The following is a 13,277-nucleotide window of genomic DNA, read 5'->3' on the forward strand; positions in this document are numbered from 1 at the left end:
CCCGCAACCAAATCAGCCCGTCCAGGCCACAAGCCCGGACGGGCTTTTTGCTGTCCGGAACTCGCCAGTGGAAGCATCGAATGCTAGGTTCGTCAGGGCGAAGCTCGGCTTGATGAACTTCGATCGATTGACAGTGGGGGAGGGGACCTTGGCGATGCGCGGATGGATCATGGCATTGGGACTGCTTGCAATGATCGGCCTGACCGGTCAGGCCGAAGCCCATGCCAAACTCAGGGAGGCATCGCCGGCCGAAGGTATCGTCAAATCAGCGCCCGCCGAAGTGATCGTTACCTTCACCGAAGCGCTCGAGCCCAAGTTCAGCAAGATCGAAGTCACTGACTCCAAGGGGCAGCGGGTCGACCAAGGCACCGCGCAAGCTGTGCCGGGCGAACCCGCCCGGCTGGCCGTCGCTCTAAAGCCGTTGGCTGCCGGAACATACAAGGTTACATGGCGCGTCGTTTCCGTCGATACCCACCGGAGCGAAGGCTCGTACCAGTTTACCGTCGCTCCTTGAGCGTTCCGGCATGAGCTTGGAAACAGCGGACTGGGTCCGGGCGGTCGAGCGCGGCCTCCATCTGGCGGCGTCGTTCTCGGTATTCGGCGTGATCCTGTTCCGCACGGTGCTGGCACATCCCGTCGTCGATCACCTGACGGACGAAGCCGCCGAACGCTTCGACCGCGCCTGTCGCGGGCTGGTCTGGTTCAGCGCGGAAGTCGCACTCTTCGCCGCGGTCGCATGGCTGCTGATGCAAAGCGCCTACATGGCGCAATCCGATACGGTCGGCGGCACGTTCGAAGTCATTCCCACCGTTCTATTCGGAACGACGTTCGGCCAGCTCCTGCTGTTTCGCCTATTGTTGCTGGGTGCCGCCGTCGCGCTGTTCCGGCTGTACCGCCATGGCGGGCGGATATGGTCCTTCCTGTTCGCGGGCGCCAGCGTGGCGCTTCATGCCGGGACGGGCCATGGGGCCGCGATGGAGGGCGGAGCCGGCTTGCTGCTGACGGCGGCACTGGCCTTGCACCTGATGGCAGCCAGTGCTTGGCTCGGCAGTCTCGCGCCGCTGTTCCTGCTGCTTCGCGACGCGCCGGGGGAAGCTGCCGACATGGCAAGGCGTCGGTTCGCTCCGTTCGGCCTTGCTTGCGTTGTGACGCTGGCCCTCACCGCCCTGTTCCAGGGGCAGACGATCATCGGAAGCTGGCCGGACCTGTTCGGAACCGAATACGGCCTGTGGGCCATCGCCAAGACAGTGCTGTTCGCCCTGCTTCTGGCCTTCGCCGCTGCCAACCAGTTCCTTCTGTCCCAAGCCGGCCTCCGCATCAGCATCGCCCTCGAGACGACGGCCGGCCTGCTGGTCGTCCTCGCGGCTTCCATCCTGGTCAATCTGCCGCCGCCCATGCACGGCTGACCGGACGAACAACCTCAGCCGAAGACCACGGTGCAGTCACCGTTGATGAAGACCCGCCGCTCGACATGGAGCTTCACGGCCCTCGCCAGCACGACGCTTTCGATGTCGCGGCCGATGGCGGTGTAGTCTTCCGCCGACATGGCGTGGCTTACCCGTGACAGGTCCTGCTCGATGATCGGCCCCTCGTCCAGGTCGGGCGTCACGTAATGCGCGGTCGCCCCGATCAGCTTGACGCCTCTCCTATGCGCCTGATGATACGGCTTGGCGCCCTTGAAACTGGGCAGGAACGAGTGGTGGATGTTGATCGCCCGCCCGGCCAGCCGGCGGCACAGATCGTCCGACCAGACCTGCATATAGCGGGCGAGCACGACGAGATCGACCCGCTCCGCCTCGACCAGTTCCAGCAGCCGGCCTTCCTGCTCGGCCTTGGTGTCGCGGGTTACCGGCAGATAGTGGAACGGCAAGCCGTGGCCGGCCGTGAAGGCCTCGAAGTCCCGGTGGTTGGATGCGATGCCGACGATCTCGACCGGCAGCGCGCCGATGCTGTAGCGGTAGAGCAGGTCGTTGAGGCAATGGCCGAACCGCGACACCATGATCAGCAGGCGCGGTTTCTCGGCCGGGTTCCAGACGTTCCATTCCATCGCGAAGCGAGCCGCGATTGGCTCGAACGCCTGACGCAGTCCGCCCGCGTTGCCTTCTCCGGCTTCAGTCTCACACGACAGCCGCATGAAGAAGCGCTGGCGGTCGCGGTCCACGAACTGGGCGCTCTCGATGATGTTCCAGCCGCGCTCCGACAGACATGTCGAGACCGCCGCGACGATGCCGGTCGTGCTGGGGCAGGCTAGGGTGATGATGACTTGCCGTGGGCTGCCGCTGTCCATGCCGGGAAGCTCCGCTTTCCTGTCGATTGCCGGGAAACCCAGCATGGACGAAGCGCCTGTCCCCGACTTTCCCGACGGCGACAGACCGCGCCGCAGACGGAACGGTTTACGCCGGTCTTTCCTTGATCAGCGACGGCACCGAGGCCAGCGGGCAGCCGAACTCCTCGTCGCGGTCGAGGGCCGCCGCAAGTTCCTCCACCTGATCGCGCCCGACGCACAAGACCTTGCCCCGGAACCGGCGTCGCCATCCGGGGAAGTCGGGTCCCAGCAACCCGTCGCGCACCATGCCGAGGGTATCGACGGCATGGCAGGGGCAGGCGCCGGATTTGACCAGGATCAGGCGCTCCGCCCGCAACTCCACCGCCAGCCAGGCGGCCAAGCTGTCGGAACTCATGTCCCAGTCGTCGACCAGATCCGGCCGCTCCCGGACCAGACCACCCGGCATCCAGACGCTGGCCCGCTCGGCGGCGGCGTTCGCCCAGATCGCGTTGAAGTCAGGAGCTGTCGCGATGTCGGAGCGGATGCCGTGGAGCAGCAGGGCGTGGCTGTCCATCCCCAGCAGCACCATCCGCCGGACGATCGCGGGAGGCAGCCGCCACATGTCCTCCGCCTCGTGGACCGTTTCTGCGAAGGGACCGCCGGTCGGCACGATCACCGTAGGGGCCTTGGCCGCCAGCCGGCCCGCCAGGGTGAGCCAGTCCGCCATCGCCACCCAGTCGGCAAGGTTGCCGCCAATCTGGATGACGCAGGCGCCGGCCTTGACGGCGGCGGCGGTTTCAGTCGGGTCGAAAACAGAGTCCATGGCTGAAATCCGGTGGGGAACGGTCGTCGAACACCCTGGTTGACCATTGTTTAGGCGTCGGCGCAAGGCAAAGCGCGTCTTTTTGCGACATTTCCCGCTCCCTGAACCGGCTTTTTGCCGTAAACCCGACGATCAGGAGAGCTTCAGGTGCTTCCGGACCGCAGCAAGACCTTCCTTGCCGTCCACCGTGGTAACGCCGGCCAGCCAGGTTTCCAGCACCTTCGGGTTGGCCTTCAGCCAAGCCGTCGCTGCCGTCTCCGGCTGCTGCTTGTCGTCGATGATGGAGGTCATGACCTCGTTCTCCATGTTCAGGTCGAACACGAGGTTCTCCAGGAACTTGCCGACATTCGGACAGGTCTGGCGATAGCCGGTGGGAACGTTGGTGTAGACGGTGGCTCCGCCCAGGTTCGGCCCGAACCACTCGTCGCCGCCGGTCAGGTAGGTCATGTCGATCGACTTGTTCATCGGGTGCGGTTCCCAGCCCAGGAAGACCGCCCACTGCTTCGACCGCGCCGCCCGCTTGATCTGGCTCAGCATGCCGGCCTCGCTGGATTCGACCAGCTTGAAGTCCTTCAGGCCGAAGGCATCGCCCTTGATCATGTTGTCGATGATCACGTTGCCGTCGTTGCCGGCCTCGATCCCGTAGATCTTGCCGTCGAGCTTGTCCTTGAACTTCGCGATGTCGGAGAAGTCGCGCAGACCGCCCTCGGCAACATAGGTCGGGACCGCCAGGGTGTACTTGGCGCCTTCCAGGTTGGCGCGCACGACTTCGATCGACTTGTCGTCGATATAGGGCCGGATGAAGGTCTCCATCGTCGGCATCCAGTTACCGAGGAACACGTCGATGTCCTTCTTCTTCAGCCCGAGGAAGACGACCGGTACAGAGGCGATCTGGGTCGTCGTCTTATAGCCGAGGCCCTGAAGCACGACCGACGCCGTCCCGGTCGTAGCCGCGATGTCGCTCCAGCCAACGTCGCCGAAGCGGACCGTCTTACAGGACTCGGCCTCCGCCGCGGCGGCCGTGCCGACACCCGCCGTCATCAAGGCCGCCGCGGAAACCGTCAGCGCCAATGCCAGCGACCGGGCGATTGTGGTGAATTTCGACCTGGGGCTTTTTGTCTGCATCACGTGTCTCCCTGAAGGTTATGCCCATGATGCCGACCAGACATATCTTATTTCGATTGAACGTCCAATTAAAAAAAGATACCCTCCCCATTCGAGAAAACCAAATGGTGAGGAACAACGCATGCCGAAAGTCGGAATGGAGCCGATCCGGCGGCAGCAACTGATCGAAGCAACGATAACGTCGATCAGCCGCTATGGCTATGCTGACGCCACGATATCCCGGATCAGCAAGGAGGCTGGGGTATCGACCGGTATCGTCCACCACTATTTCGGCAGCAAGGACGATCTCCTTGAAGCGACGATGCGGACACTGCTCCAGCAGTTGCGCCAGGACATGGTGGACCGGCTGGCGACGGCAACCACGCCGGAACAGCGGCTCTACGCGATCATCGACGGCAACTTCGCCGACACGCAGTTCGACCGCCCCGTGATCGTGGCATGGCTGGCTTTCTGGGCGCAGGTGCCCCACGTGCCGGAACTCGCCCGCCTCCAGCGCGTCAACGCCCGCCGTCTCCGATCCAACCTGTTGCATGAACTGCGGAAACTGGTGCCGGTCGCCCTCGCGGTCGAAACCGCCACAGGACTGGCGGCGCTGATCGACGGCTTGTGGCTGCGGGCCTCGCTCGACGGTGTCGAGAACGCCGCGGTGGCCCGCGCCATCGTCCGCAGCTACCTCGCCAGCCAGTTGAAGAACCACTTGGAGCCGACCCACTAAAAAGCGCCTGCCTATTTTTTGTTGGACGGTCAGTCAATGATTTTGGTTGATCGTCCAATATAAAATGTTTACATGGGTATGACCGACTGTACCGGTTCGTCTATTCATGAGGAGGCCGCCATGGCAAAGTTCGGACAGCAGGGGCTCTACATCCACGGCCGCCCCGCATCAGCCGACAGTGCCGAGACCTTCTCCACCGTCAATCCGGCGACCGGCGAAATCCTGGCCGACGTGCAGCAGGCCTCTCCGGCCGATATCGACCGCGCGGTAGCTAGTGCCCAGGAGGGCCAGCGCGTATGGGCCGGGTTCACCGCCATGCAGCGCTCCCGCGTCCTGCGCCGGGCCGTGGAAATCCTGCGTTCCCGCAACGACGAGCTGGCCGAGCTGGAGACGCTGGACACCGGCAAGCCGCTCAGCGAGACGCAGTTCGTCGATATCGTCACCGGTGCCGACGTGCTGGAATATTACGCCGGTCTCGCCCCGTCGATCGAAGGCCAGCAGATTCCCCTGCGGCCCTCGTCCTTCGTCTATACGCGGCGGGAGCCGCTGGGCGTGGTCGCCGGCATCGGCGCCTGGAACTACCCGATCCAGATCGCCCTGTGGAAGTCGGCTCCGGCGCTTGCCGCCGGCAACGCGATGATCTTCAAGCCCAGCGAAGTGACTCCCCTCAGCGTCCTGAAGCTGGCGGAGATCTACACCGAAGCCGGTTTGCCCGACGGCGTCTTCAACGTCGTCCAGGGCGATGGCCGCGTGGGCGCGATGCTGGCCGAGCATCCCGGCATCGAGAAAGTGTCCTTCACCGGTGGCGTCGAAACAGGCCGCAAGGTGATGGCTTCGGCCGGCGGTTCGTCGCTGAAGGAAGTGACGATGGAGCTGGGCGGCAAGTCGCCGCTGATCGTCTTCGCCGACGCCGACCTCGACCGTGCCGCCGACATCGCGATGATGGCCAACTTCTACAGCTCCGGTCAGGTCTGCACCAACGGCACCCGCGTCTTCGTCCACAGCTCGGTCATGCCCGATATCGAAGCAAGGCTGCTGGAGCGGGTGAAGCGCATCCGCCTCGGCGATCCGCTGGACCCGGAGACCAATTTCGGCCCGCTCTCCAGCTTCGGCCACATGGAAAAGGTGCTCCGCTACATGGCGCTGGGCCGCGAGCAGGGCGCCCGGCTGCTGGCCGGCGGCAACCGCGTCCAGCAGGTCCCCTTCGACAAGGGCGCCTTCGTCGAGCCGACGATCTTCACCGATTGCCGCGACGATATGGCGATCGTGCGTGAGGAAATCTTCGGTCCGGTCATTAGCCTGCTGACCTTCGACACAGAAGAGGAGGTGATCCGCCGCGCCAACGCCACCTCCTACGGCCTCGCCGCCGGTCTGGTGACGGAGAGCCTGACCACCGCGCACCGGGTGATTCACCAGCTCGAAGCCGGCATCTGCTGGATCAACAGCTGGGGCGAGTCCCCGGCGGAAATGCCGGTCGGCGGCTACAAGCAGTCCGGCATCGGCCGCGAGAACGGCACCAGCACGCTGGAGCACTACACCAGGATCAAGTCGATCCAAGTCGAATTGGGGGCTTTCCAGTCCGTTTTCTAATAAGCCGCCTTCCAGTCTTTTGAACGCCCAGGGTTTCCAGGAGGAATTGAACTCATGACCACCATCAAGGAGTTCGACTACATCATCGTCGGCGCCGGTTCGGCCGGCAATGTCCTGGCTGCCCGGCTGACCGAGGACGAAGGCGTCAGCGTCCTGCTGCTGGAGGCCGGCGGTCCCGACTACCGCCTGGATTTTCGTACCCAGATGCCGGCAGCATTGGCCTTTCCGCTCCAGGGCCGGCGCTACAATTGGGCCTTCCTGACGGATCCCGAGCCCCACATGAACAACCGCCGCATGGAATGCGGGCGGGGCAAGGGGCTTGGCGGCTCCTCGCTGATCAACGGCATGTGTTACATCCGGGGAAATGCGCTGGACTACGACAACTGGGCCAATGAGTTCGGCCTCGACGGCTGGAGCTACCGCGACTGCCTGCCCTATTTCAAGAAGGCGGAAAGCCGCGATATCGGCCCCAACGAGTATCACGGCGGCGATGGTCCGGTCAGCGTCGCCACCCCGAAGAACCACAACAACCCGCTGTACCACGCCATGATCGAGGCGGGCGTCCAGGCCGGCTATCCGCACACCGACGACCTGAACGGCTACCAGCAGGAAGGCTTCGGTCCGATGGACCGGACCGTCACGCCGAACGGCCGCCGCGCCAGCACGGCTCGGGGATATCTCGACATGGCGAAGGGCCGGTCCGGCCTGACCATCGTCACCCACGCGCTGACCGACCGCATCCTGTTCGACGGTAAGCGCGCCATCGGCGTCGCCTATCTGCACAAGGACGAGCCGGTCACGGCGCATGCCCGCCGGGAAGTGCTGGTCTGCGCCGGCGCTATCGCGTCGCCCGCAATCCTCCAGCGCTCCGGCCTTGGTGCTTCCACGCTGCTGAACGAGCTGGGCGTCGCTCAGGTGGCCGACATCCCCGGCGTCGGCGCCAATCTCCAGGATCACCTGGAGATGTACCTGCAATATGAATGCACCCAGCCGGTCTCCCTGTATCCGGCGCTGAAATGGTACAACCAGCCGGCCATCGGGGCGGAGTGGCTGTTCATGGGCACCGGTACGGGAGCCAGCAACCAGTTCGAGGCGGGCGGCTTCATCCGGTCGGACGAGAGCTTCGCGTGGCCGAACATCCAGTACCATTTCCTGCCGGTCGCGATTAACTACAACGGCAGCAACGCGGTCGAAGCCCACGGCTTCCAGGCCCATGTCGGGTCGATGCGCTCGCCCAGCCGGGGCCGCATCCGCGCCAAGTCCAGGGACCCGCGCGAAGCACCCAGCATCCTGTTCAACTACATGTCCGAGACCCAGGACTGGCAGGAGTTCCGCGCCGGCATCCGGATCACCCGCGAGATCATCCAGCAGAAGGCGCTGGATCCCTATCGCGGGCGGGAAATCAGCCCAGGCGTCGATTTCCAGTCCGATGCCCAGCTGGACGAGTTCGTCCGCCAGCATGGCGAGACGGCGTACCATCCGTCCTGCTCCTGCCGGATGGGCACCGACGACATGGCCGTGGTCGATGGTCACGGCAAGGTGCATGGCGTGGAAGCGCTGCGGGTGATCGACGCGTCGATCATGCCGCTGATCACCACCGGCAACCTCAACGCCCCGACCATCATGATGGCGGAGAAGCTGGCCGACGCGATCCGGGAACGCGACCCGCTGGCGCGGGCCGACGTGCCTTACTTCGTCGCCGGCAACACCCCGGCGCGGCGTCAGGGCGAGCTGCCGGCCTATCGTTCGGCAGGCTGATCGCAGCGCTTTCGGATGAGGCTTGCGGCGGCCCTTGCTTTTGAGACGCACTGAAGATGAATGTTCCGAGACAGAAGTAATCGGTGATCCACACGCACTAGAAAGGTCTCTCGTTCCATGGGCCAAGTCGTGAGCACGCCTGAGACTGTGGGGTTCCTGCTGGTTCCCCGGTTTTCGATGATCGCGTTCACGGCGGCCCTGGAGCCGCTTCGGCTGGCCAACCACATCAGCGGCCGGCAACTCTATCGCTGGGTGCTGCTTTCGCCCGAAGGCGGAGCGGGGGAGGCCAGTTGCGGCCTTCGCATCGCGGTGGACAGCGCGATGGACGCGGCCCCTTCGCTTCCGACGCTCATCGTGTGCAGCGGCGTCGACGGGCACTGGTACGACGACCGCCGCGTCCTGTCCTGGCTGCGCCGCCGGGCGGCGGAGGGCGTCGAGCTGGGATCGGTCTGCACCGCCAGCCACATCCTTGCCCGCGCCGGGCTGCTCAACGGCTACCGCTGCACGATCCACTGGGAAAACCTCGCGGGCTTCGCCGAGACCTATCCGGAGATCGAGGCGACCGGCGAGCTGTTCAACATCGACCGCAACCGCTTCACCTGCGCCGGCGGCACCGCCGCGATGGACATGATGCTCTACCGCATCGCCAGCACCCACGGCGAGAAGCTGGCGGTGTCCATCGCCGAACAGCTCCTGCACGACAAGATCCGCCAGGGCTCGGTGCGCCAGCACGTCGCGATCCAGCCCAATCCTGGCATCGACCGAGAGGAGTTGGCCGCGGCCGTCAAGCTGATGCAGGAGAACATCGAGGAGCCGCTCGACCTGCTCGCCCTGTCGGCCCAGCTCGGCCAGTCGCGCCGCAACGTCGAGCGGCTGTTTCGCAAGTTCATGAACTGCTCGCCCGCCCGCTACTACCTGGGTCTCCGGCTCCAGCGGGCGCGCCAGCTTCTCTGCCAGACCAAGATGTCGGTAATGGAGGTGGCGATAAGCTGCGGCTTCGTCTCCGCGACCCATTTCAGCAAATGCTACCGCGACTACTTCGGCGTGGCCCCGCGCAATGACCAGAGCAGCCACCGGGTCCGCCACCTGATCGAGCCGGTCCGGCAGATGGCAGGGGTCAAATGAACGCGATGTGGGACCGCAGCCCCGACTATGGCCACGACCACAGCCAGGGGCGCGCCGGCCTCTCGGTCGGGTTCATCCTGACCAACAACTTCACGCTGACGGCGCTGTCCACCTTCATGGACGCATTGCGGCTGGCCGCCGACGACGGCGACGGCAGCCGGCAGATCCGCTGCCGCTGGACCATCATGGGATCGTCCGCCGAACCGGTCAGGTCGAGCTGCGGCATCCCGGTCGCCCGCTGGGAACCGTTCCAGGACCCGCGCCAGTTCGACTACATCGTCGTGGTCGGCGGCCTGCTCCACGCCGGCCCCCAACTGGACGCCCAATCGGTCGACTATCTGCGCTCGGCGGCATCCCGAGGTGTCGGGCTGGTAGGGGTCTGCACCGGCAGCTTCGTCCTCAGCCGGATCGGCCTGATGCGCGGCCGGCGCTGCTGCGTGAGCTGGTATCATCACCGCGACTACTTGGAGGAGTTCCCCGACCATGAGCCGGTCGCCGACCAGCTCTACGTGGTAGACCGCGACCGCATCACCTGCGCCGGCGGGGCCGGCGTCGCCGATCTGGCGGCCTTCCTGATCGAGCGCCATCTGGGCGCCGCCTGTGCCCAGAAGACGATGCATATTTTGCTGATCGATAAGGCGCGGCCACCGGGACAGAGCCAGCCTCAGCCGCCGACCTCCAGTGAGCCGGGGGGAGGGGCGATCGTCAACGATCGCGTCCGCCGGGCATTGCTGCTCATGGAGCAGAACCTCAGCCCGCCCTTGTCGGTCGAGCAGATCGCCCGAAGACTCAGCGTCAGCACCCGGCAGTTCGAGCGGCTGTTCCGCGAAGCGACCGGCATGAACCCGACCGGCTTCTACCGAATCCTGCGCCTGCGCTACGGCCATTGGCTGCTGCGCAATTCGGCGCGCTCGGTCACGTCGATAGCGCTGGAGACCGGTTTCGCCGACTGTGCTCATTTTTCCCGCCAGTTCCGCGAGGTCTACGGCATCAGCCCATCCGAACTCCGCCGCGGCGGCCCGCCGCCGGAACCTGCCGCCTTGACGGAAGGCTTGAGCGCCGTGGAGGCACTGGCGCTGGACCGCGATCTGGTGCCGCCGGACCGGCGCTTGTTCGAGTAGCCGCCCGATCCGGGCGCAACGTCAATCCCCAGCGCCAAGCTGTGGAACCCGGAACAATTGATGCCGGTCCTGTTTTTCCCAAGCAGGACCGGAAACAGGAGAGGTGCGTGCAAAAAATGACAAGTCGGCCGAACATACTGATATTGATGGCGGATCAGCTTACCCCCGGCGTGCTCGCGGCCTATGGCGGCGGACCTGCCAAGACGCCGAATATCGATGCGCTGGCGGCCGGCGGCGTCACCTTCGAGTCCGCCTACTGCAACAGCCCGCTCTGCGCGCCGTCCCGCTACGTCTTCATGTCGGGACGGCTGCCGTCGGCCATCGGCGCCTACGACAACTCGGCCGAGTTCCCGTCGGACGTTCCGACTTTCGCGCATTACCTGCGCCATGCCGGCTATCAAACCATCCTGGCCGGCAAGATGCATTTCTGCGGGCCGGATCAGCTTCACGGTTTCGAGCAGCGGCTGACGACCGACATCTACCCGGCGGATTTCGGCTGGACGCCGGATTGGGACAGGTTCGGCCACCGTCCCTCCTGGTACCACAACATGAGTTCGGTCACCGATGCCGGGCTATGCGTGCGGACCAACCAGATCGACTTCGACGAGGAGGTGGCCTTCGCCTCCCGCCAAAAGCTCTACGACATCGCCCGCGGGCGCGACGAGCGGCCGTTCTGCATGGTGGTGTCGATGACCCACCCGCACGATCCCTACGCCATCACGCGGGAATACTGGGACCGCTACGGCGACGACGAAATAGAGCTTCCCCGCGTCAGCATCCCGCACGACCGGTACGATCCCCACTCGCTCCGGCTCCGCCATGTCAGCGACATGGACAATGCGGAGATCACCGAACAGCATATCCGAACCGCGCGCCGAGCCTATTACGGTGCCGTCTCCTTCATCGACGATCAGATCGGCCGGGTGCTCCAGGCGCTGCGCGATACCGGGCAGGAAGACAACACCATCGTCGTTCTGCTGTCCGACCATGGCGAGATGCTGGGCGAACGCGGGCTCTGGTACAAGATGAGCTTCTTCGAGCCGGCCTGCCGCATCCCGCTGATCGTCCACGCGCCGAAGCACTTCGCGGCGCACCGGGTAGCCGCCTCGGTATCGTCGGTCGATCTGCTGCCGACGCTGGCGGAACTGGCCCATGACGGCAACTCGCCGGACTATGCAACCGCTATCGAGGGCCGCAGCCTGCTGCCGCATCTCCAGGGCACCGGCGGGCACGACGAGGTGATCGGCGAATATCTGGCGGAGGGAGCCATCGCCCCCATCGTCATGATCCGGCGCGGAGCCGAGAAGTTCATCCACTCGCCGGTTGATCCCGATCAGTTGTACGACCTTGGCGACGACCCGGACGAACTGGTCAATCTCGCGGCGGTCCCGGCTGCGGCGGAAACGGTTGCGGCCTACCGGTCGGAGATCGCCCGGCGCTGGGACCTGGAGGCATTACGCGCCTACGTGGTGGCGAGCCAGCGCCGCCGCCGGCTGGTGTTCGAAGCGCTGACCAGAGGCGGTCGCCATTCCTGGGACCACCAGCCGCCGCACAATGCGGCAGAGAAGTACATGCGCAACCACATCGACCTCGACGACCTGGAGGCGATGGCACGCTTTCCAGCGGTGCGGCGGGGTTCGACAACGACGGCTTAACAAGGGGAACAGACCGATGAAGGCATCCAGACTTGCGGCGGGCATCGCTACCGGCGGGCTTATGGGATTGCTGCTGCTAGGCTCATCCGCGCAGGCGGCCGATCCCGAGGCGTGCCAGACGGTACGCATGTCCGACCCTGGCTGGACCGACATCACGGCGACCAACGCCGTCGCCGGCCTGTTGCTGAAGGGCTTGGGCTATCAGCAGAAGGTCGAGACGGTGGCGGTGCCGATCACCTTCCAGGGACTGAAGAACGGCCAGATCGACGTCTTCCTCGGCAACTGGATGCCGGCGCAGAGCCATCTGGCGAAGCCGCTCCTGGAGAACAAGGAAGCCGACCTGATCCGGGCCAACCTGGAGAACGCCAAGTTCACGCTAGCCGTGCCGAACTACGTGGCGGAGGGCGGTGTCCGCAGCTTCGCCGACCTTGGCCGCTTCCCCGACAAGTTCGAACGCAAGATCTACGGCATCGATCCCGGCGCTCCCGCCAACACCAATATCGACCGAATGATCAAGGAGAAGGCCTTCGACCTCGGCAACTGGGAACTGGTGCCGTCGAGCGAGCAGGGCATGCTGGCCCAGGTCAACCGCAAGTCCCGGCGGGAGGACTGGATCGTCTTCCTGGCCTGGGAGCCGCATCCCATGAACAAGAAGTTCAACATCACGTACTTGAGCGGCGGTGACGAGTATTTTGGCGCCAACTACGGCGGCACGACGATCAACACGCTGGCCCGGCGCGGCTACACCGAGCAGTGCCCGAATGCCGGCAAGCTGTTCAGCCAGCTCGTCTTCAGCACCGAGATGGAAAACGCCATCATGGAAGGCATCGAGGACAAGCGTCAGGATGCCGCCGTCGCGGCCACGGAATACCTGAAGGCCAATCCCCAGCCGATCGCGGCTTGGCTGGACGGTGTCACCACCTTCACCGGCGAACCGGGTCTCCCGGCGGTCCGCAAGGCGCTGAAGCTGGACTGATGCCAGCGGCATTGAAGCGTGACTGGTCTGGAACGTTAAATGTCGGGCTGAAGAGGCCCGACCTACGTCAGCGTGTTTTCGTAGGTCGGGCCTCTTCAGCCCGACATCGCTGGAACGCCGGTT

The 13,277-nt window shown here is 65.0% G+C and carries 12 protein-coding genes; 9 read left to right on the top strand and 3 right to left on the bottom strand.

Annotated features, from left to right (window positions below; genetic code table 11):
- Window positions 1–514 (top strand): copper homeostasis periplasmic binding protein CopC (gene copC, locus N826_RS29485; RefSeq protein ID WP_211099415.1); only part of this gene is annotated, 514 nt, incomplete at its 5' end.
- Window positions 515–524: 10 nt separating this feature from the next.
- Window positions 525–1,406 carry a CopD family protein gene (locus N826_RS29490; protein ID WP_044434843.1) on the top strand — a complete coding sequence of 294 codons (882 nt, stop codon included), beginning with the start codon at window positions 525–527 and terminating at the stop codon, window positions 1,404–1,406.
- 14 nt (window positions 1,407–1,420) lie between these two features.
- Here N826_RS29490 and purU read toward each other — a convergent pair whose 3' ends face one another.
- The 3 genes from purU to N826_RS29505 all read right to left on the bottom strand — a co-directional run bounded on the left by purU (window position 1,421) and on the right by N826_RS29505 (window position 4,214).
- A complete protein-coding gene (gene purU, locus N826_RS29495) occupies window positions 1,421–2,287 on the bottom strand; it encodes a formyltetrahydrofolate deformylase (protein WP_044434940.1) in 867 nt (288 codons plus the stop codon).
- Between the two features lie 106 nt (window positions 2,288–2,393).
- Entirely contained in the window at window positions 2,394–3,089 is a 696-nt protein-coding gene (locus N826_RS29500) for an amino acid kinase family protein (RefSeq protein WP_052832261.1), read from the bottom strand.
- A gap of 132 nt (window positions 3,090–3,221) precedes the next feature.
- Window positions 3,222–4,214, bottom strand: a complete 993-nt coding sequence (locus N826_RS29505; protein WP_044434845.1) for a choline ABC transporter substrate-binding protein — start codon at window positions 4,212–4,214, stop codon at window positions 3,222–3,224.
- Window positions 4,215–4,335: 121 nt separating this feature from the next.
- Here N826_RS29505 and betI point away from each other — a divergent pair, with 121 nt between their 5' ends.
- From betI to N826_RS29540, 7 genes are all read left to right on the top strand, one after another.
- Entirely contained in the window at window positions 4,336–4,929 is a 594-nt protein-coding gene (betI, locus tag N826_RS29510; protein WP_044434847.1) for a transcriptional regulator BetI, read from the top strand.
- A 120-nt stretch (window positions 4,930–5,049) separates the two neighbouring features.
- The gene (gene betB, locus N826_RS29515) at window positions 5,050–6,519 is read left to right on the top strand and encodes a betaine-aldehyde dehydrogenase (RefSeq protein WP_044434849.1); all 1,470 of its coding nucleotides are present in this window, start codon (window positions 5,050–5,052) and stop codon (window positions 6,517–6,519) included.
- A 54-nt stretch (window positions 6,520–6,573) separates the two neighbouring features.
- Window positions 6,574–8,277: a choline dehydrogenase gene (gene betA / locus N826_RS29520; protein WP_044434852.1), complete on the top strand. Its 1,704-nt coding sequence runs from the start codon at window positions 6,574–6,576 to the stop codon at window positions 8,275–8,277.
- A gap of 117 nt (window positions 8,278–8,394) precedes the next feature.
- Window positions 8,395–9,402, top strand: a complete 1,008-nt coding sequence (locus N826_RS29525) for a GlxA family transcriptional regulator (protein WP_044434854.1) — start codon at window positions 8,395–8,397, stop codon at window positions 9,400–9,402.
- On the top strand, window positions 9,399–10,523 hold the full coding sequence (locus N826_RS29530) for a GlxA family transcriptional regulator (RefSeq protein WP_244619700.1): 1,125 nt from the start codon (window positions 9,399–9,401) through the stop codon (window positions 10,521–10,523). Before N826_RS29525 ends, N826_RS29530 begins: the two co-directional genes overlap by 4 nt.
- 116 nt (window positions 10,524–10,639) lie before the next feature.
- Complete coding sequence (gene betC, locus N826_RS29535; RefSeq protein ID WP_044434856.1) at window positions 10,640–12,178, top strand: choline-sulfatase; 1,539 nt, start codon at window positions 10,640–10,642, stop codon at window positions 12,176–12,178.
- Between the two features lie 16 nt (window positions 12,179–12,194).
- A complete protein-coding gene (locus N826_RS29540) occupies window positions 12,195–13,154 on the top strand; it encodes a choline ABC transporter substrate-binding protein (RefSeq protein WP_052832262.1) in 960 nt (319 codons plus the stop codon).
- Window positions 13,155–13,277 lie beyond the last annotated feature (123 nt).

The sequence above is a fragment of the Skermanella aerolata KACC 11604 genome (assembly GCF_000936425.1).
In the GTDB taxonomy this organism is placed as follows: Bacteria; Pseudomonadota; Alphaproteobacteria; order Azospirillales; family Azospirillaceae; genus Skermanella; species Skermanella aerolata.

Excerpts from the sequence above, each read along its gene's own strand:
- N826_RS29490 (WP_044434843.1), top strand. The coding sequence starts at position 525 with ATGAGCTTGGAAACAGCGGACTGGGTCCGGGCGGTCGAGCGCGGCCTC.
- purU (WP_044434940.1), bottom strand. The coding sequence starts at position 2,287 with ATGGACAGCGGCAGCCCACGGCAAGTCATCATCACCCTAGCCTGCCCC.
- N826_RS29500 (WP_052832261.1), bottom strand. The coding sequence starts at position 3,089 with ATGGACTCTGTTTTCGACCCGACTGAAACCGCCGCCGCCGTCAAGGCC.
- N826_RS29505 (WP_044434845.1), bottom strand. The coding sequence starts at position 4,214 with ATGCAGACAAAAAGCCCCAGGTCGAAATTCACCACAATCGCCCGGTCG.
- betI (WP_044434847.1), top strand. The coding sequence starts at position 4,336 with ATGCCGAAAGTCGGAATGGAGCCGATCCGGCGGCAGCAACTGATCGAA.
- betB (WP_044434849.1), top strand. The coding sequence starts at position 5,050 with ATGGCAAAGTTCGGACAGCAGGGGCTCTACATCCACGGCCGCCCCGCA.
- betA (WP_044434852.1), top strand. The coding sequence starts at position 6,574 with ATGACCACCATCAAGGAGTTCGACTACATCATCGTCGGCGCCGGTTCG.
- N826_RS29525 (WP_044434854.1), top strand. The coding sequence starts at position 8,395 with ATGGGCCAAGTCGTGAGCACGCCTGAGACTGTGGGGTTCCTGCTGGTT.
- N826_RS29530 (WP_244619700.1), top strand. The coding sequence starts at position 9,399 with ATGAACGCGATGTGGGACCGCAGCCCCGACTATGGCCACGACCACAGC.
- betC (WP_044434856.1), top strand. The coding sequence starts at position 10,640 with ATGACAAGTCGGCCGAACATACTGATATTGATGGCGGATCAGCTTACC.
- N826_RS29540 (WP_052832262.1), top strand. The coding sequence starts at position 12,195 with ATGAAGGCATCCAGACTTGCGGCGGGCATCGCTACCGGCGGGCTTATG.